A 19,396-nucleotide genomic window follows, 5' to 3' on the forward strand; every position below is an offset into this window, starting at 1 on the left:
TCAAGGTCGACACCTACCAACAGCGGCGTGCCGACCAAGGTCGACACCTACCAACAGCGGCGTGCCGACCAAGGTCGACACCTACCAACAGCAGCAGAAATCTGTCGAAGGCGGGGTGGGTCCGGTTGCGGGGGTGTAAGCGCCATGGATGGCGCGCCCAAGCCTCCAGGGACGGATTCACGGCGTCCCCCGCAACCGGACCCACCCCGCCATCCCACGGAATGCCGCTGTTGCTTCAGCTGTTGCTGTTGCCCTGGCTTCGGCAGGTGCAGGGCGCAGCCCTGCCGAATCCCATTACACTCCAGAAGGATTTCCCTGCTGGAGAGAGCAATGAAACGAGTAGTACTGGGCGTGCTGGCCCTGTCAGTGTCGAGCGCACTGATGGCGGCCACCCCGAAATTCGATGGCGCGCGGATCTCCGCCGACGTCAAGGAACTGGCCTCCGACGCCTACGAAGGCCGCTCGCCGGCCACCGCCGGCGAAGAGAAGACCATCGCCTTCCTCAGCAAGCAGTTCGCCGACGCTGGCCTGCAGCCCGGCGGCGACCTCAAGGACGGCAAGCGCCTGTGGACCCAGGCCGTGCCGCTGCGCAAGGGCGACATCGTCGGCACCCCGCAGCTGGCGCTGCACCAGGGCGGCAAGACCGTTGCGCTGGAACAGGGCAAGCAGATTGCCGTGCGCGCCGCCATGAACGGCGCCAGCAACGTCGATATCAGCAAGGCCCCGCTGGTGTTCCTCGGCTACGGCGTGAAAGCACCGGAGCGCAACTGGGATGACTTCAAGGGTGTGGACCTGAAGGGCAAGATCGCCGTCGTGCTGATCAACGACCCGGACTTCGAGACCGGCCAGGGTGATTTCGACGGCAAGGGCATGACCTACTACGGCCGTTGGACCTACAAGTACGAAGAAGGCGCCCGCCAGGGGGCGCTGGGCGTGCTGATCGTGCACGAGACCGCACCGGCGTCGTACGGCTGGGCCACCGTGGCCGGTTCCAACACCAACACCATGTTCGATGTGGTGCGCGACAACCCGGCCGACAGCCACCCGCTGCTGGAAGGCTGGATCCAGCGCGACCTGGCCGTGGAGCTGTTCCGCTCGGCCGGGCAGGACTTCGAGGCGCTGAAGAAGAAGGCGCAGCAGCGCGACTTCACCCCGGTGCCGCTGACCGGCGCCAGCCTGGACGCGAAGTACGCGGTGAAGACCGAAGTGATCACCTCGCACAACGTGGCCGCACGCCTGGAGGGCAGCAGCCACCCGGACGAGACCATCGTCTACAGCGCGCACTGGGACCACATCGGCGTGGGCGAGCCCGACGCACGTGGCGACCGGATCTTCAATGGCGCTCTGGACAACGCCAGTGGCACCGCATCGCTGATCGAACTGGCCCGTGGCTTCGCCAAGGCCAAGCGCCCGCAGCGTTCGCTGCTGTTCCTGGCGGTCACCGCCGAGGAAAAGGGCCTGCTGGGTTCGGAGTACTACGCCACCCATCCGCTGTATCCGCTGGAAAAGACCGTGGCGGTGATCAACATGGATGGCATGGCGCCGTTCGGGCCGTCGCGTGATTTCGGCATCTACGGTGCCGCGCGCTTCGAGCTGCTGGACCAGTTGAAGGACGTGGCCAAGGGCTGGGACATCCGCTACACGCCGGACCCGAAGCCGGAAGCCGGCCTGTTCTTCCGCTCCGATCACTTCCCGTTCGCCAAGCGCGGCGTGCCCGCGCTGTCGTGGTCGGCTGGCCAGGACTGGGTGGACGGCGGCGTCGCCGCAGGCAAGAAGGCCTCCGAGGACTACACCGCCAAGCGCTACCACCAGCAGGGCGACGAATGGCAGCCGGACTGGGTGTTCGCCGGTGCCGCCCGCGACCTGGAAGTGCTGTATACGCTGGGCAACCAGCTGGCCAACTCGCGCAGCTGGCCGAACTGGAGCAAGGACGAATCGTTCCGCGCCGTGCGTGACGCCAGCGCCGACCAGCGCAAGTAAGGGAATGCGCCGGGTTCGCCCGGCGCCTCCCGGGTAGTGCCGGCCGCTGGCCGGCAACCTTGTGATGCTTGTGGAGGTCATGGGGAGCCGGCCAGCGGCCGGCTCTACCAGAATGGCTTCCATCCCCGCTTTCCGGCCCTTCGTCGCAACCCGCTTGTTTGCCCGGCGGGCCGCCCTATGCTCGGCTCACCCCCTTCCTCCAAGGCGCCGCCGTGTTCGCCAGCCTCTCTCTCCTGCTTCGTCACCTGCTGGCCTGGGCTGCGGCGCTGTTCGTCGCCGGCATGGTCTGGAGCGGCATTTTCAGCGGCATGAACGACGGCCCTGGCTGGGTGTTCGGGCTGCTGGTGATGTTCCTGATGATTTCCGCGCTGGGCAGTGCGATTACCCATGTACGCCGCGTCTGGCTGGTCGCCGGCCGGCTGGATTCGACCACGCTCTCCGGCCGCCAGCGCCGCCAGGTGGAACTGCCGATGGATGCCGGCCAGGCATTCTCGGTGGTGGAAGCGGCCATCGCTGAACTGCCGCGCGTTGAAGACGTGGAAAGTTCGGCCGGCAGCCTGCAGGTGCGGGCCTACGTGCGCCGCGTGGATGCCTGGAACGGCCCCCAGCCATCGCGCTGGAACCTGCCGGCACGGCTGGCGATCAAGCGCAACAGCGTGCTGGCGACGGTCACGCCGGGGCAGGGCACCAGTACCGTCACCCTGTTGTTTGAGCCGGATGCCGGCTGGTGGGCCGACCTGCTGGCACTGGATGAGGGCAGCAACTTCGAGAACGCCGAAGCGGTCACCCGCGCGATCAGCCGCCGTGTTGCCGACCAGCGTCGCGACGAGCAGGCCGCGGCTGAGCAGACCCAGGTGGAAAAGGAGCTGTCGGTGGCCCGGTTGAACCTGCTGCATGCGCAGGTGGAACCGCACTTCCTCTACAACACGCTGGCCAACGCGCAGGTGCTGACCCGCACCGACCCGGCACGTGCCGACCAGATGCTGGGCCACCTGATCCAGTACCTGCGCAGCTCGTTGCCACAGGTGGACGAATCGCTGTCCACGCTGGGCGTGGAGCTGGAGCGCACCCGTGCCTACCTGGAGATCCTGCGTATCCGCATGGGCGCACGGCTGGGGGTGGAGGTGCAGGTACCGAACGAACTGCACTGCGTGCAGCTGCCGGCGATGGCGCTGCAGACGCTGGTGGAGAACGCGATCAAGCATGGCCTGGAACCGAAGCCCGGCGGTGGCACGATCTGGATCCTGGCGCGTGGCTTCGATGACCATGTAACGGTGACGGTGGCCGACGATGGCCTCGGCTTCGGCCAGGGCACCAGCGGTACCGGCATCGGCCTGAAGAACCTGCGCGAGCGCCTGCGCCTGACCTGCGGCGAACAGGCCGGCGTGGCGATCGTCGCCAACTTCCCCAGCGGCGTGGCCGCGACCATGACCCTGCCGCAGTCGAGCAAGGAGCGCAGCCATGCCGCTTGAGGCGCTCATTGCCGAAGACGAGGAACTGCTGCGGCAGTCGCTGGTCGAGCAGCTGGGCCGGTTGTGGCCGGACCTGAAGCTGGTGGCCGAGTGCGAGGATGGCGCCAGTGCGCTGGAACAGCTGGCCGAGAAACAGCCGGACATCGCCTTCCTCGATATCCGCATGCCCGGCATCAGTGGCATTGAAGTGGCCCGTTCGCTGTCCGAACTGAGCCCGCGCACCCAGGTGGTGTTCGTTACCGCCTACGACCAGTACGCCATCGACGCGTTCGAGCAGGGTGCGATGGACTACCTGCTGAAGCCGGTCAGCGATGAGCGCCTGCTGGCCACGCGCGAACGCATCCTGTCGCGGCTGCCATCAACGCGCCAGGACGATGCCGTACTCGAACGCCTGCTTCAGCGCCTGGGGCCGTCGCAGAGGGCGGCAGAGCGCCCGCCTTTGGCCTGGATCACCGCCAGCAACGGCCGCGAGACGCAGCTGATCATGCTGGAAGACGTGGCCTATTTCCGTGCTGACAACAAGTACACCACCGTGATGACCGCGGCCGGTGAGAGCCTGCTGCGCACACCGTTGCGCGAGCTGCTGGAAGTGCTCGATCCGCAGCACTTCCGCCAGATCCATCGCTCGACCATCGTCAACATGAAGGCGGTGGCAGCGGTCAGCCGCGACGATACCGGGCGCGGGGTGCTGCGCCTGCGTGGGCGTACGGAGACGCTGGTGGTCAGCCAACCGTTCATGAGCCTGTTCCGCGGCATGTAGCCGCACCCTGGAGGCACCATGCGCCTGTTCCTGTTTGCCTGCGCTGCTGCGCTGTCGTTGGCCGGCTGCGAGAAGTCCAGCGAAACCTCGATCACCCGTACCAATGCCAACGGCGTGGACACGCTGTACAGCAAACGCACCGTGGTCGATGGCGAGGCGCGGTTCCAGTGCATCGCCAGCAGCAGTGGCCACTGCCACTACGTGGTGCTGGACCCTGCATGCAGCAGCGGGGCCGCGTGTGCCACGCCGCCGTTGCGTCGGTTCGCGGTGGCGGTGGGAAAGACCGAGGCGATGCGTGACCTGCCCAGGGGCTTCCACCAATGCGTCAGCCAGGACCCGATAGAACAATGCCACCGTGAGTGATCACGGTGGCATTGTGGGTCCCCCCGCTTCCCTGAAGGGTCAGTAGGCAGGTTGCAGTGTCAGGTCGTGGTGGTGCTCGTTCTCACCCACATGGTTCAGGCGGCCGACCAGTTCTGAGTGCTGCTTCATGCGCCCGATCTCGGTCATGATGCGGATGTCCTCATGGCGCAGCTCGCGCTTGGCAGTGACGGCCTGCTTGTAGTCCAGCACTTCCGGGTAGTGCTCGGCCAGGTCCAGTGCCTCGGCCACGTTCTCGACGCTGTCGGCCTTGGAGCTGATGCGGGCGCGGCTGTTGAAGGCCTTCATCCAACGCTCGAAACCGGCGGTGCGGTCGAACATGTTGGCCATGAACCAGATCACGAACAGGATCGAGATCCATGAGCCGAACACCACGACCACGCGGGTGAAGGTGATGTGGTAATCGTCGCGCCACAGGTAGTTGGTGATCAGCCCGAGGATCAGCAGCGAGGCCGCCTGCCAGCCGACGATCGAGGCGATCAGCCATTGGCACTTGGCCTGGGCCAGCACAGCCACTTCATCGCGGATCTGCTTCTCGCTGAGGCTGCGCCAGTGCGCGACCTGTTTTTCGAACGGGCTGCTGTAGAGCTCGTTGTCGCGAAGCAGTAGTCCCAAACCCTTGAACAAAGCAATCATGGCTGGCTCCTTGTGGAACGTGCGTCGATCAGCGTTGGACGGTGTGGCGGGTTCAGTTCTAGCACTTCCAGCGAGCCGTGCAATGGGCGCAATGCCTAGCGGCGTAAGGGTTTTGTCTGAATGGGTGAATGTTGCTGCATCGCAACATCATGGTCGCAGCCTGCGACAGGATGTCGCAGGGTGAAACGTGCTGCGGCTGCACATGAAACCGTGGCTGAGCGCGGAGGCTCGCCGTCGGCGTCGTGATCGCCCAGAATCGGGGCCGACCGCGCAACCTGCGGCCGCTCTTCCGCCTTTCCTGGACCTGTGATGCCGGCTCTGCTGCAGCGACTCTCCCGCCCCGTCACCGCGCCTATCCGGCGCTGGGTACTGGAGGCCTTCCCGCGTGGCCAGAGCGGCATCGATTACGACCACCCGCTGGGAGACCCGGGCTGGTTCGGCCCGGACAGCGTCACCTGGCGGCTGCACGCCGAGTTCCCCTCGATGCTGGCCGGTGGCCTGTGTGCGCTGATGCTGCAGACCCTGCACCCGCGCGCGCTGGCCGGCGTCTACGACCACTCCAATTTCCGCCAGGACCTGGTGGGACGCCTGCGCCGCACCACCGCCTTCGTTGCCGGCACCAGCTATGCGCCCAGCGGCGAGGTGGAGGCGCTGGTGGCCAAGGTACGCCGCATCCATGCGCAGATCCGCGGCCAGACCGCGCAGGGGGAGCCCTATGCGGCGGACGATCCGCAGCTGCTGACGTGGGTGCACGTGACCGAGGCGTTTGGCTTCCTGCAAGGCTTCCGCCGCTACGGGCGCGAGGTGCCGGCGCACATCGCCGATCGCTACTACGACGAGTACCGCTGCGTGGCCGAGGCACTGGGTGCGGTGGATGTGCCGCGCAGTGAAGCGGAAGTGGCCGCGTACTTCTGCGCGCGGCAGCCGGAACTGCGCGTCGACGAACGCTCGCGCGAAGTGCTGGAGGTGTTGTCCGGCGTGCGCCTGCCGGTACCGGTGCCGGGCCTGTCGCGCGAAGTGTTCCTCGGCGCCGGTGCGGCGCTGCTGCCGGACTGGGCCGAGGGCATGCTGGAACGCAATGCGCGCCAGCGCGCACAAGCTGCAGCGTCGGCGAAGCTGATGCAGGGCATGGCGCCGCTGTTCCGCCGCGCGCTGCCCGATGGCCTGGCCAGCCGCGCCTGCACGCGCGTGGGCGTGCCGGTGGATGTGCTGCGCGAGTGGCCGACCGTTCCCTGGTAGGTGCCAACCTTGGTTGGCACGCATTTCGCGCAGTGCCGCAGAAGCGCCAACCAAGGTTGGCCTCTACCAGAGCGGATTCCGCAGTAGATCCACGCCATGCGTGGATGGGCGTTACCCGGCCGACTTCAACCCACGCAATAGCATCTCCAGCGCCGCCGTCGCCTGCTGCAGGCGCGCGTCGCCATCCTCGCCCTCGGCGATCCAGAACGCGGCTTCGGCCAGGCTGCCGTAGATCAGCGACGCCAGTGCCTGCGCATCCACCGCTGCCACCACGCCCTGCGCCAGCAGATGTTCGATCAGGTGCTGCATCGAGTGCACGCAGTGGCGCTGGGATTCCGGTGAGGCGCCACCCAGTACCGCGCGCGCATCGCGCAGCACGATGCGCTGGATTTCCGGCTCCAGTGCCATCTCCAGATAGGCGCGGCAACGCTGCACGAAGCCGTCCCAGGCATCATCCGCGCCATCGCTGATCGCCTGCAGACGCAGGTCGGTCTCGGCATCGAGCTGGGCGACGACAGCCGCCAGCAGACCCTTCTTGTCGCCGAAGTGGTGGTACAGCGCGCCGCGGGTCAGCCCGGCCTGGGCGGTCAGGTCGTCCATCGAGGTGGCGGCATAGCCATGCGCGCTGAACACCCGACGGGCGGTGGCCAGCAGGGTGGCGCGGGTTTCTTCCATCTCGGCGCGGGTGCGACGAACCATCCGGAGCTCCTTACATACACAGTGCATGATTATTTACATACGGTGCGTATGAATGTAGCCTCTTATTCATACGCTCTGTATGTATTGTCGTGGCGCCCAGTGCGCCAGGCAAGTCACTGCCCTGGAGAACCTGATGGCCACCCCCTATCGCGACCTGTTCGCGGCCCCCGGCACCGCCGGCCTCGCCCTGGCCGGGCTGCTGGCACGCCTTCCTCTACCGATGACCGGTATCGGCATCATCACCCTGCTGTCCCAGCTGCGCGGCAGCTATGCACTGGCCGGTGCGGTGTCGGCCACCTTCGTGCTGACCTACGCGTTGCTGTCGCCGCAGGTATCGCGCTGGGTCGACCGGCGCGGGCAGGGCAGGGTGCTGCCGTGGGCCACCGCGGCCAGTGCGGCCGGGTTGCTGTTGCTGCTTGCGTGCACGCTGCTGGCCGCGCCGGACTGGACGCTGTTCATTGCGGCGATGCTGGCCGGTTGCATGCCCAGCGTGTCGGCGATGGTGCGCGCGCGCTGGACCGCGATCCATCGCGGGCGCCCGCAGCTGCAGACCGCGTATTCGCTGGAGACCGTGTTCGACGAGGTGACCTTCATCGCCGGGCCACCGTTGTCAGTCGGATTGTCGGTAGCGGTATGGCCACAGGCCGGCGTGCTGGCTGCAGCCCTTCTGCTGGTGATCGGAGTGACCGCACTGGCTCTGCAACGCGGTACCGAACCACCGCTGCGGCACTGCGAAGGCGCAACACCCTCGCGCTCGCTGCTGCGGCAAGCGGAGATCCGCCTGCTGGCGTTGCTGATGCTGGCGATGGGTGTGATTGTCGGTACCGTCGACATCACCAGCGTGGCCTTCGCCGAACAGCGCGGGCAGCCACTGGCTGCCAGTTGGGTGCTGTCGGCCTATGCGCTGGGCAGCTGCGCGGCGGGCCTGCTGTTTGGTGCGCTGAAGCTGCAGATCCCGTTGCCGCGCCTGTTGCTGACCGGAGCAGCGGCCACTGCATTGGCCACGCTACCGCTGCTGTGGGTCGGCAGCCTGCCTGCCCTGGCCGTTGCCGTGCTGCTGGCCGGGGTGTTCTTCGCGCCGACGATGATCGTGGCGATGTCGCTGGTCGAACAGTACGTGCCCGAATCGCGCCTGACCGAAGGCATGACCTGGTTGCTGGCCGGATTGAACATCGGCGTGGCGCTGGGCGCGGCACTGTCCGGGCAGGGTGTTGATGCGGGGGGCGTGCGCAGCGGTTTTGCTGTTGCGCTGGTGGCAGGCGGTGGCGTGCTGCTGTTCGCCGTGCTCGCGCACCGTGCACTGCGCCCGTCTGCCTCGACCACATCCCCTGAAGGAATCGTCCCGTGAGCGCTTCATCGCCTGCGCACGCCGCGCCTGTGCCTCGTCATCCGTGGTGGGCGGTTTCCGCCGTCGGCCTCGCCACGTTCTCGGTGGTCACCACCGAAATGCTGCCGGTCGGCCTGCTGACCCCGATTGCCGAAGATCTCGGCGCGTCCACCGGCACCGCCGGCCTGATGATCTCGCTGCCGGCCCTGCTGGCGGCAGTGTTCGCACCGCTGGTGGTGATCGCAGCCGGTGGCATTGATCGCCGTCGCATCCTGTGCGCGCTGCTTGCGCTCCTGCTGGTCGCCAACCTCGCGTCGGCGCTGGCACCGGGCATCGGCTGGCTGTTGGCCGCACGGGTGCTGGTGGGGTTCTGCATGGGCGGGATCTGGGCCATCGCCGGCGGTCTGGCTGCGCGCCTGGTGCCGGCTGACCGCATCGGCCTGGCTACTTCGATCATCTTCGGCGGCGTGGCCGCAGCGTCGGTGCTGGGCGTTCCGTTGGGCGCGCTGATCGGGGATGCATTGGGTTGGCGCAGCGCCTTTGCGGCGATGGCGTTGTTCAGTGCGGCGGTGATGTTGCTGCATCTGCGGGTGGTTCCTGCGTTACCTGTAAGTACATCGGTGCGGCTGCGGCAGTTCGTGCAGCAGCTTGGCCAGCGCGACCTGCGGCGTGGCCTGTGGCTGACCGTGCTGCTGGTGTCCGGGCACTTCATCGCCTTCACCTACGTGCGGCCGCTGCTGACGTCCGTCTCGGGCGTGGAGGCGTCCTGGATCGGTGCACTGCTGTTTGCCTACGGCCTGGCCGGCATCGCCGGCAACTTCATCGCCGGGCCGCTGGCAGCACGCCATCCGCGCGGTACGTTGCTGGCGATCGCATCGGGCCTGCTGCTGACGCCGCTGCTGTTGCTGTGGGTGGGTGGCACGCCGAGCGGTGGTATTGCGGTGCTGCTGCTATGGGGCCTGGCCTATGGCGGCGTATCGGTGGGCCTGATGAGCTGGATGATGAAAGCGGTGCCGCAGGCCGTGGAGATCGCCACCGCCCTGTATGTGGGCGTGTTCAATATCGGCATCGCGCTTGGCGCGTGGGGCGGTGGACGGCTGCTGGATGGTGTCGGGCCGTACGCCACGCTTTGGGCTGCTGCGGTGTTGGCTGCGAGCGCTCTGCTGATGGTTGCCACCACCCGCAGGTAGATCCACGCCATGCGTGGATTCCTGCCCCGTGCCAACCAAGGTTGGCACCCACCAGAGCGGGGCATTTGCCAACCAAGGTTGGCAGCTACCAGAGCGGGGCATTTGCCGACCAAGGTTTGCACCCACCAGAGCGGGGCATGTGCCGACCAAGGTTTGCACCCACCAGAGCGGGGCATGTGCCAACCCAGGTTGGCAGCTACCGGGAAATGAAACGGGCGCCTTTCGGCGCCCGTTCCGGTTACATCACCACACCTTGACCCGCTTGTCCGGAGCCAGGTACAGCTTCTGGCCTTCCTTCACTTCGAACGCCGGGTACCAGGCGTCGATGTTGCGCACGGTGAGTGCGCGGAACTGGCCCGGTGCATGCACATCGGTCAGCAGCGAGTTGCGCAGCGCCTGCTCGCGGCTCTTGCTGCGCCACGCCTGGGCGAAGCCGAGGAAGAAGCGCTGGTCGGGGGTGAAGCCTTCCAGGGTCTGGCCCGGCTTGCCCTGCAGCGACAGCTGGTAGGCATCGTAGGCGGTACCCAGGCCAGCCACGTCGGCGATGTTCTCGCCCAGGGTCAGCTTGCCGTTCACATGCACGCCCGGGAACGGCTCGTAGCTGCTGAACTGTGCGGCCAGCGCATCACCAGCGGCGTTGAACTGCTTCAGGTCTTCAGCGGTCCACCAGTTGTGCAGCTTGCCGGTCTCGTCGAAGAGCGCACCGGCGTTGTCGAAGCCGTGGCTGATCTCGTGGCCGATCACTGCGCCGATGGCGCCGTAGTTCACCGCGTCGTCGGCAGCACCGTCGAAGAACGGCGGCTGCAGGATCGCGGCCGGGAACACCAGGCGGTTCTCCAGCGGCACGTTCATCGCGTTGATGGTCTGCGGCAGCATCGCCCACTCGCTGTGGTCGACCGCCTTGCCCAGCTTGGCGATGTTGCGCTGGTACTCGAACAGTTCGGCGCGCTGCGCATTGCCCAGCGCGTCATCACGGCGGATCTCCAGGCCGGTGTAATCACGCCACTTTTCGGGGTAACCCATGCCCACGGTCAGGCCGGCCACCTTGGCCTTGGCGCTGGCCTTGGTCTGCGGCGACATCCACGCGAGCGCGTCGATGCGCTTGGCGAAGGCGGCGATGATGTTCTTCGCCATCTCGTCCGCGCGTTCCTTGGTCTTGGCGTCGAAGTGCTTCTCGACGTAACGCTTGCCGATCGCTTCGCCGATGGCATGGTTGGCGTCGTCCACTGCACGCTTCCAGCGGTCGCTCTGCTGCGGCGTGCCGCTCAGCGTGGTGCCGTGGAAGGCGAAGCGGGCATCGGCGAATTTCTTCGGCAGGTAGGCAGCGGCGCGGTCCAGCGCGTGGAAGGCCAGGTAATCCTTCCAGACATCCAGCGGCTCGGTGGCGACCAGCTTGGACAGGCCGGCCACGGCCTTGGGCTGCCAGACGATGAAGTCCTGCTGCTTGCCCAGCGCGGCCGCGTCGAGGAAGGCGTTCCAGTCCATGCCCGGCGCCTTGGCATTGAAGTCGGCCTGGGTCCAGGGATTGGCACCCTTGGTCACATCATTGGTTTCTTCCTGGGTGGCGTGCGCCTGCGCGATCTTCGTCTCCAGCGCGAGGATGCGCTGCGCCTTGCCTGCCGGATCGGCGACACCGGCCAGCTGCAGCATCTGTGCGATGTAGGCCTGGTACTGCTTGCGCAGCTCGGCCATGCGGCCGCCGCCCAGGTAGAAGTCACGGTCGGGCATGCCCAGGCCGCCCTGCACCAGGTAGGGCGCGTTGCGGTCCGGCTGCAGCAGGTCCACCGACACCCACAGGCCGAACAGGCGGTCGGTGTAGAAGTTGGTCGCATTGAGCAGGTCGACGTCGGCACGCACGTCGCCGCCCAGGGCACGGGCCAGCCCGGCCTTGTCGGCGATCGCATCGATGGCCTTCAGCTGCGGCTGCACCGGCGCGATGCCGTGCTGCTCGATGCCGGCTTCGTCCATGTAGGCGGCGTAGTAGTCGCCGATCAGCTTGTCATCACCGCTGGCCTGGGTGTTGCCGGCGGCGCCTTCGAGAATGGCGCGGGTGTCGGCCAGGGTCTTCTCGGCGATGACGTTGAAGCTGCCGAAACGCGAACGATCGGCCGGGATCTCGGTGTTCTTCACCCAGGTGCCGTTGGCGAAGCCGAAGAAATCATCGCCGGCGTTGATGCTGCGGTCCATGCCGCTGGCATCGAAGCCGAAGCTGCCCAGCATCGGCTTGGCGGCCGCAGGTGCGGCATCGGCAGGCGCGGCGGTGCCGGCAGCCGGATCGGCCGGGCGGTCGCAGGCGGCCAGGGACAGGCTGGCAACGATGGCCAGTGCCAGGGTGGGACGGCGCAGCTTGGACATGGACTTCTCTTGCAGCGGAAAACCCCAAGTCTAATCCGCTCCGCCCCGGCTGGCCCTCCCGTAGTGCCGCCCGCCCTGTGCGGGATCTGGCTGAACGCGCGGAAGCGATCTTCACGCCGTCACCGGTGTGGTGCATGCTGGCCTCAGGAGCCCTGCGCGGACACGGGGAGGTGGCCATGCGGGGGCGGGTCAGGCGTCAAGAATGGCGTCCGCCGGCCGTTGAGGTCGGGGATGTGGAGGATTCGTTCGCGCATGAAGCCAGCCGACTGCACAAGGAAGACCAACCGATGCCCGCGCTGAAACGGGCGTTGGCCCGGCCGCTGCGCGCCATTACCTGGGGCGGGGTGTTGCTGGGCATTCTGCTGGTGGCCGGGTTGACCACCATGCTGGCCAACGACCATCACCGCCGGCTGGAGGCCGCACAGCGCCAGAGCCGTGCACTGGCGGTGGGCAGCGAGCGCCTGCTGGCGCTGGAGCTGCGCAACCTGGAGCGGGCGATGTCCGGCATCGCCGCCGATGCCGTTGAAGTGTTCCGCAGCGTGCCCGCGCAGGCGCCGGCGCTGCTTGATGCCTCCATCGGCGGCGTGCTGCGCCGGCATGCCGAGCTGCACAGCATCGTGGTGCTGGACAGCTATGGCCGCGCCCTGACGGCCGGCAAAGGTGACCTGAACCTGCCGCTGTGGACCGATCCGCAGCGCCGCGGCCTGGGCAGTTCGCTGTACATCGGCCCGCCGCTGCGCGCCAGCGACGGTGGCTGGGTGGTGCCGCTGGCGCTGCCGATGGCCGGTGACCGCTGGTTGCTGGCGCGGCTGCGCTGCGGCGAACTGCAGCGCATCATCGGCGGCCTCGATGTTGGCCCGAACGGGCTGGTTTCGATCAGCGATGCGGAAGGCTACATGCTGGCCCGCGTACCGGACCCGCACGGCACGGTCGGCCGACGCTACGATCTCCCGCATCGCGACCTGCTCGGCAAGCAGGCCGTGGTCGAGCTGGGCAGCCTGCCGGGCGCGGTCGATGGTGTGCAGCGCATCATCACCATCAGCACGCTGGAGCGCAGCCCGCTGGCGGTGCAGGTCGGGTTGGCCGATGAGGACGTGCTGGCGCCATGGTGGCCCTACCTGCAGGCGTCAGTAGCAATCGTGCTGGCCTACGTCGGGGTGCTGCTGGTCCTGCTGTACGCGGTGCGCCGCAGCACCCGCCGCCAGCAGTCGATGGCGGAGGAACTGAAGACCGGACATGCCGAACTGCGCCTGGCCCACCAGGTCGGGCGCGTCTGCACCTGGTACGTGGACGAGGATGCCGCACTGTTGCGCTGGTCACCGCTGGCGCGTGAGATCTTCGGCGTGCAGACCGATGCGCTGCCGGTGGCCGATTTCTTCGCGCGCGTGCATCGTGATGATGCAGCGCGCCTGCAGCAGGCCTTCGACCAGGCCTTCGCCGGTGGCGCGGTGCTCGACCAGGTGTTCCGCCTGGTACTGCCCGGAGGCGCAGTGCGCTGGGTGGGCGCACGCGGGCAGCGGGTGGAGGTGGCCGACAGCGAGCGCCGCATGATCGGTGCCCTGACCGACCTGAGCGAACGCTACCAGGCCCGCGAGCAGATGAGCGAAGTGGAACGCCGCTTCCGCCTGTTGTTCGACCGCAATCCAGCGCCGTTCTGGGTGTTCGATCCGGATACGCTGCGCTTCATCGAGGTCAACGATGCCGCCGTGCGCCAGTACGGCTACAGCCGCGAGGAATTCCTGGCGATGAGCATCCTCGACATCCGCCCGCGCGAAGGCTGGGACGAGGTGAAGGGTGCGATCGCCAAGGCCCGTGTCGGCGAGCTGCAGGATGCCACCGTGCGCCTGCACCGGCGCAAGGACGGCAGTGTGTTCGAAGTGCGCGCACACCTGTCCAAGCTCGATTTCGATGGCCAGCCCGCCTGCCTGGTGCTGGCCGAGGATGTGAGCGAGCGGCTGGCTTACGAGCGCGACCTGGCCTACCAGGCGCGGCACAACCCGGCCACCGGCCTGCTCAACGTGCGTGCGTTGACCGAACAGCTGGACGAGCAGCAGGAGGGCTACACCATCGCCTTCGTGCAGTTGCGAGGACTGCAGCTGGTGGCCGACACGCTGGGCCGCGAGATCGGCGATGCGGTGCTGCAGTCGATGGCGACCCGGCTCGGTGGCCTGGGCGCGCGCTGCGGCACGCTGGCATTCCAGCCGGCGGAGGACTTCGTGTTCGCCATCGGTGCCGAGCACGATGCCCAGCGCGTGCTGGACGACCTGCTGCAGATCGTGTCGGCGCCGATGCGCGGCAAGGATTCGCTGCACCAGTTCGAGCCGCGCATCGGCGTGGCCGTGCACATTGCCGGCGACGGCCACAGCGCCGAGCAGGTGATCGGCATGGCCGCACAGGCCGCGCATGCCGCGCGCGCCGAAGGCAATGTGGTGGTCTGGTTCGACGCGGCGGTGACCACGCGGTTGGCCGACCGTCTGCGCCTGGCCGGACGCATCCACGCCGCCATCGACAACGAGTTCCAGCTGTATTTCCAGCCGATCCGGCACGCCAGCGATGGCAGCCCGGCCGCGCTGGAGGCCCTGCTGCGCTGGCCGCAGGCCGATGGCAGCTTCATCCCGCCCAACGAGTTCATCCAGCTGTGCGAGGACACCGGGCTGATCCTGGCGCTGGGGCGCTGGGTGATCCGTGCGGCGGCGAAGGCGCAGCGGCGGCTGGTCGAGGCCGGTTGGGGCGAGCTGCCGATCGCGGTCAATGTATCGGCGGTGCAGTTCTTCAACAGCGATCTGGTGGCCGAGTTCACCCGCGCGCAGCAGGAGTTCGGCCTGGCCCGCGGCGCGCTGCACGTGGAGCTGACCGAGAGCAGCCTGATGCGCAAGCCGGCGCAGGCGATGCAGACCATGCAGCGGCTGCACGAGCAGGGCATCAGCGTGTCGCTGGATGACTTCGGTACCGGCTATTCCAGCATGTCCTACCTGCAGCACCTGCCGCTGGACATCCTGAAGATCGACCGCAGCTTCGTCGCCGACGTGGAAACCAATCCGCGCAATGCCTCGATCTGCCGCGCGCTGCTGTCACTGGGCCACAGCATGGGCCTGACCATCATCGCCGAAGGCGTGGAGACGCCCGGACAGCTGGACTGGCTGGCTGCGCATGGCTGCGACCAGGTGCAGGGCTACCTGCTGGGCCGGCCGGCGCCGCTGGAACGGATCATCGAGGCGCTGGATGAGGTTGCCGCCTAAGTGGTAGTGCCGGCCGCTGGCCGGCATTCGCCCAGGACCGGGATGTGTCTGATTGCCGGCCAGCGGCCGGCACTACCGGCAAGCGCCAGATTCGGCTACACCCCGGCCTCCACCAGATGGTCGATGAAACTGCGCACCTTCGGTGCCAGATGGCTGCGGCTGGTATAGACCGCGAAAATGCCGATCGGCGAGGCCTCCCATTCGGGCAGGATGCGCACCAGGCGGCCATCGGCCAGCGCGTCTTCCAGCAGGAAATCCGGTTGCAGGATCACGCCCATGCCGGCGATTGCTGCTTCGCGCAGCACGTCGCCGTTGTTGGCGTGCAGCAGGCTGCTCACCGCCACCTTCACTTCGCCGCCGGGCCCCTGCAGCGGCCAATGGTCGCCGGCGGCCCAGTAGCTGTAGCTCAGGCACGCGTGTGCCTGCAGCTCCTGCGGCGTCTGTGGGGTGCCGCGTGCGGCCAGGTAGGCCGGCGCGGCGCACAGGCTCACCCGCGATTCGCCCAGACGTCGCGCGATCAACGTCGGCCCCGGCTCTCGGGTGATGCGGATGGCGACGTCGTAACCTTCCTCGACCATGTCCACCAGCCGGTCGGACAGGGCCAGGTCCAGTTCCACCTGCGGGAAGCGTTCGCGGTAGCTGGCCAGCAGCGGGCCGAGGCGGGCGATGCCCCAACTGACCGGTGCGTTGATGCGCAGCGTGCCGGAGGGCTCCAGCGCCTGCGCGCCGATGCTGGCCTCCAGCGCGTCGAACTCGGCCAGCAGGCGCACGCACTGGGCGTAGTAGGCGGCACCGGCACTGGTCGGGCTGACCCGGCGCGTGGTGCGGTGGAGCAGGCGCGTGGACAGGCGCTTTTCCAGCGCGGCGACCTGGCGGGTGACGCCGGCAGTAGACATATCCAGGGCCTGGGCGGCCGCACTGAAGCCATTGCGCTCGACCACCGCCACGAACACGCGCATCGCCTCGAGGGTGTCCATTGTTGCGCCTTTTGAAATAAATACGGTCAATCCATCGTATTTATTGGCACGCGAAGGCGCAATAACCTGTGCCCACTCCCTTCAAGGTGTTTCCCCATGCACACCACGACCGCTCCTGTTTCGCCGCTGGCCCCGTACGGCGCCACCCTGCTGCGCCTGGCCCTGGGCGTGCTGTTCCTGGTCCATGCGCTGACCAAGCTGCTGGTATTCACCCCGGCCGGTACGGCGGCGTTCTTCGAGTCGCTGGGCCTGCCCGGCGTGCTCGGCTACCTCACCATCGGCGTCGAGCTGGTGATCACCGTCGCGCTCCTGCTGGGCATCTACGCACGCTGGGTGGGCCTTGTCGGTGTGCTGCTGCTGCTGGGCACCATCGTCACCGTGCACGGCGCCAACGGCTTCGGTTTCGCCAATGCCGGCGGCGGCTGGGAATACCCGGCGTTCTGGGCACTGGCGCTGGTAGTGCTGTTCCTGGTCGGCGATGGCAAGTGGACCCTGCGTTCACGCTGATCGCCGCCTGACCCTGCAACTGGAGAATTCCATGTCCCGCCTGCCTTCGCTGTACATCTCGCATGGTTCGCCGATGACCGCCCTGCATCCGGGCCAGGTTGGCGTGCGCCTGGCCGAGCTGGCGCGCGACCTGCCGACGCCGCGCGCCATCGTGATGGCCTCGGCGCACTGGCTGGGCCGGCAGCCGCTGGTCGGCGCGCATCCGCAGCCACCGACCATCCATGACTTCGGCGGCTTCCCGCGCGCGCTGTTTGAACTGCAGTACCCGGCGCCGGGCGATCCGGCGCTGGCCGAAGAGGTGGCCGGCCGCATCGCCGCCGCTGGCCTGCCGGTGGCACTCGACCCGCAGCGTGGCCTCGACCACGGTGCCTGGGTGCCGCTGCGGCTGCTGCGCCCGCAGGCCGACATCCCGGTGGTGCCGGTCTCGATCCAGCCGATGCTCGGGCCCGAGCACCAGTTCGCGCTGGGCCGCGCGCTGGCGCCGCTGCGCGAGCAGGGCGTGCTGCTGGTCGGCTCGGGCAGCATCACCCACAACCTGCACGACTGGGGCGACTACCAGGACGGCAAGGAAGCGCCGTACGTGCGGCCCTTCATCGAGTGGGTGGAGCAGCGCCTGGCCGCCGACGACCGCCAGGCCCTGCTCGATTACCGCCGGCAGGCGCCGTTCGCCGAACGTGCGCACCCGACCGACGAGCACCTGCTGCCGCTGTTCTTCGCGATGGGCGCGGCCGGCGAGGGCGGCTTCGGTGCACGCCGCATCGACGCCGGTATCGATGCTGGCTTCCTCGCCATGGATCTGTACCGCTTCGACGGGGCATGAGCCGGGGCTGACGCGCGGCGGCCCCGGCCGTCGCGGTCATGGCCGCATGTGGTAGTTTTTTCCGGGTTTCCGGCGCTGGCTTGCGAGCCTCCCCGCGCGCCGCTTCCTGGAAGAAGCATGCATACCATTGAAGTCGTCCTGGCGATGCTGGTGGCCGTTGTCGCCAGCGGCTACCTGGTTCGTGTCCTGCCGTTCTCGTTGCCGCTGCCGCTGGTGCAGATCGGCCTGGGTGCGGTCATCGCCGGCGTGTTCAACCGCGGCCACGCGCTGGAGCCGGAGGTGTTCTTCCTGCTGTTCCTGCCGCCGCTGCTGTTCCTGGATGGCTGGCGTATTCCCAAGCAGGGCCTGTTCCGCGACAAGGGCGCGATCCTCGAGCTGGCGTTCGGCCTGGTGGTGTTCACCGTCATCGGCGCCGGCTTCCTCATCCACTGGCTGATTCCGGTGATGCCGCTGGCGGTGTGCTTCGCGCTGGCGGCCATCGTGTCGCCGACCGACCCGGTGGCGGTCGGGGCCATCGCTTCCAAGGCGCCGATTCCCAAGCGCCTGATGCACATCCTTGAGGGCGAGTCGCTGCTGAACGATGCCTCGGGCCTGGTCTGCTTCCGCTTCGCGGTGGCGGCAGTGATGACCGGCACCTTCTCGCTGGCCACGGCCTCGCTGACCTTCGTATGGGTGGCGGTGGCCGGCCTTGCTGTGGGCGTGGCAGTGACGCTGGGTGTGTCCACCTTCCAGCGCTGGCTGTGGCGCCGCTTCGGCGAAGAGCCGGGCGCGGCGATGCTGGTGAACCTGCTGATTCCGTTCGCAGCCTATCTGCTGGCCGAAGAGATCCATGCCTCGGGCATCCTCGCCGCGGTCGCCGCCGGTATCGCGATGAGCTATGTCGAGCTGACCGGACGCGTCTCCGGCAGCATGCGCGTGCAGCGCGCCGGGGTCTGGAACATGCTGCAGTTCAGCTTCAACGGCATCATGTTCGTGCTGCTGGGCGAGCAGCTGCCGGGCATTGTCGAACGCGCCACCACCACCATGAACGAGACCGGCCACCAGAGTGCGTGGTGGCTGCTGGTGTATGTGGTGGTGATCAATCTGGCACTGGTCGTGCTGCGCCTGCTGTGGGTGTGGCTGTCGCTGCGCTGGAACCTGCTGCGCGCGCGCCGTCGCGGCCTGGAGCGGGGCGAGGCGCCGAACTGGCGCATCGTGGTGGCGACCTCGGTGGCCGGCGTGCGCGGTGCGATTACCCTGGCCGGCGTGTTGACCCTGCCGCTGTTCCTGCCCGACGGCAGTGCGTTCCCGGCGCGTGACCTGGTGATCTTCCTGGCCGCGTCGGTGATCCTGTTCTCGCTGCTGGGCGCCAGCATCGCGCTGCCGCGGCTGTTGAAAGGCCTGCAGCTGCCGTCCGATTCGGGTGAGCGCAAGGAAGAGGATCTGGCGCGCCGGCTGTCGTCGAAGGCGGCGCTGGCCGGGGTCGAGCGCATGCGCCAGCAGATGGTGATGAACCAGAACACCGAGAACGTGCAGCTGTACAACGACGCCGCCTCGCGGGTCAGCCTGCTGTACCAGCGCCACCTGGAGAAGGACAGCGACGGGCCCGACGTGGACCCGGAGAAGGTGCGGCGCATGGAACTGGGCTACCGCCAGCTGCGCAGCGCCGGCCTGAATGCCGAGCGCGAGGAACTGTTCCGGCTGACCCGGCGCGGGGTGATCTCCGACGAGATCTCACGGCGCCTGATCCGCAACCTGGACCTGCTGGAATCGCGCAAGCGCGAGTGACCCTGCCCCGAAACGTAGAGTCGAGCTTGCTCGACTGCTCTTTCCCA

The 19,396-nt window shown here is 67.8% G+C and carries 15 protein-coding genes; 11 read left to right on the forward strand and 4 right to left on the reverse strand.

Annotation, left to right across the window (positions count from 1 at the left end; translation table 11 throughout):
• Window positions 1-330: 330 nt before the first annotated feature.
• From ACX9OT_RS15865 to ACX9OT_RS15880, 4 genes are all read left to right on the forward strand, one after another.
• Window positions 331-1,980 (forward strand): M28 family metallopeptidase, encoded by a 1,650-nt coding sequence (locus tag ACX9OT_RS15865; protein WP_100437776.1) that lies wholly within the window; start codon window positions 331-333, stop codon window positions 1,978-1,980.
• 212 nt (window positions 1,981-2,192) lie between these two features.
• Window positions 2,193-3,452 (forward strand): sensor histidine kinase, encoded by a 1,260-nt coding sequence (locus ACX9OT_RS15870; RefSeq protein ID WP_459002838.1) that lies wholly within the window; start codon window positions 2,193-2,195, stop codon window positions 3,450-3,452.
• On the forward strand, window positions 3,442-4,212 hold the full coding sequence (locus ACX9OT_RS15875) for a LytR/AlgR family response regulator transcription factor (RefSeq protein WP_032128763.1): 771 nt from the start codon (window positions 3,442-3,444) through the stop codon (window positions 4,210-4,212). Before ACX9OT_RS15870 ends, ACX9OT_RS15875 begins: the two co-directional genes overlap by 11 nt.
• Window positions 4,213-4,230: 18 nt before the next feature.
• Complete coding sequence (locus tag ACX9OT_RS15880; RefSeq protein WP_100437778.1) at window positions 4,231-4,575, forward strand: hypothetical protein; 345 nt, start codon at window positions 4,231-4,233, stop codon at window positions 4,573-4,575.
• 39 nt (window positions 4,576-4,614) lie between these two features.
• Here the strand turns inward: ACX9OT_RS15880 and ACX9OT_RS15885 are convergent, their stop codons facing one another.
• On the reverse strand, window positions 4,615-5,229 hold the full coding sequence (locus ACX9OT_RS15885) for a hypothetical protein (protein WP_100437779.1): 615 nt from the start codon (window positions 5,227-5,229) through the stop codon (window positions 4,615-4,617).
• A 309-nt stretch (window positions 5,230-5,538) separates the two neighbouring features.
• Here ACX9OT_RS15885 and ACX9OT_RS15890 point away from each other — a divergent pair, with 309 nt between their 5' ends.
• Window positions 5,539-6,468 carry an oxygenase MpaB family protein gene (locus ACX9OT_RS15890; RefSeq protein WP_100437780.1) on the forward strand — a complete coding sequence of 310 codons (930 nt, stop codon included), beginning with the start codon at window positions 5,539-5,541 and terminating at the stop codon, window positions 6,466-6,468.
• A gap of 111 nt (window positions 6,469-6,579) precedes the next feature.
• On the opposite strand, the gene ACX9OT_RS15895 is transcribed toward ACX9OT_RS15890, so the two are convergent.
• Window positions 6,580-7,167, reverse strand: coding sequence for a TetR/AcrR family transcriptional regulator (locus ACX9OT_RS15895; protein WP_100437781.1), 588 nt, complete (start codon window positions 7,165-7,167; stop codon window positions 6,580-6,582).
• Between the two features lie 133 nt (window positions 7,168-7,300).
• Here ACX9OT_RS15895 and ACX9OT_RS15900 point away from each other — a divergent pair, with 133 nt between their 5' ends.
• Window positions 7,301-8,515, forward strand: coding sequence for an MFS transporter (locus ACX9OT_RS15900; RefSeq protein ID WP_459002842.1), 1,215 nt, complete (start codon window positions 7,301-7,303; stop codon window positions 8,513-8,515).
• Entirely contained in the window at window positions 8,512-9,684 is a 1,173-nt protein-coding gene (locus tag ACX9OT_RS15905; protein WP_100437783.1) for an MFS transporter, read from the forward strand. Before ACX9OT_RS15900 ends, ACX9OT_RS15905 begins: the two co-directional genes overlap by 4 nt.
• A 243-nt stretch (window positions 9,685-9,927) precedes the next feature.
• Here the strand turns inward: ACX9OT_RS15905 and ACX9OT_RS15910 are convergent, their stop codons facing one another.
• Entirely contained in the window at window positions 9,928-12,039 is a 2,112-nt protein-coding gene (locus ACX9OT_RS15910; RefSeq protein ID WP_032128756.1) for a M13 family metallopeptidase, read from the reverse strand.
• 176 nt (window positions 12,040-12,215) lie between these two features.
• Here ACX9OT_RS15910 and ACX9OT_RS15915 point away from each other — a divergent pair, with 176 nt between their 5' ends.
• Entirely contained in the window at window positions 12,216-15,278 is a 3,063-nt protein-coding gene (locus ACX9OT_RS15915; protein WP_100437784.1) for a bifunctional diguanylate cyclase/phosphodiesterase, read from the forward strand.
• A 95-nt stretch (window positions 15,279-15,373) separates the two neighbouring features.
• Here ACX9OT_RS15915 and ACX9OT_RS15920 read toward each other — a convergent pair whose 3' ends face one another.
• A complete protein-coding gene (locus ACX9OT_RS15920; protein WP_049424802.1) occupies window positions 15,374-16,255 on the reverse strand; it encodes a LysR family transcriptional regulator in 882 nt (293 codons plus the stop codon).
• A gap of 96 nt (window positions 16,256-16,351) precedes the next feature.
• Here ACX9OT_RS15920 and ACX9OT_RS15925 point away from each other — a divergent pair, with 96 nt between their 5' ends.
• From ACX9OT_RS15925 to ACX9OT_RS15935, 3 genes are all read left to right on the forward strand, one after another.
• Window positions 16,352-16,762 (forward strand): DoxX family protein, encoded by a 411-nt coding sequence (locus ACX9OT_RS15925; protein WP_459002845.1) that lies wholly within the window; start codon window positions 16,352-16,354, stop codon window positions 16,760-16,762.
• A 31-nt stretch (window positions 16,763-16,793) separates the two neighbouring features.
• Entirely contained in the window at window positions 16,794-17,582 is a 789-nt protein-coding gene (locus tag ACX9OT_RS15930; protein ID WP_049424806.1) for a dioxygenase family protein, read from the forward strand.
• Window positions 17,583-17,699: 117 nt separating this feature from the next.
• A complete protein-coding gene (locus tag ACX9OT_RS15935) occupies window positions 17,700-19,349 on the forward strand; it encodes a Na+/H+ antiporter (RefSeq protein WP_032128751.1) in 1,650 nt (549 codons plus the stop codon).
• The last annotated feature ends 47 nt before the right edge of the window (window positions 19,350-19,396 follow it).

The sequence above is a fragment of the Stenotrophomonas genospecies 3 genome (assembly GCF_054473855.1).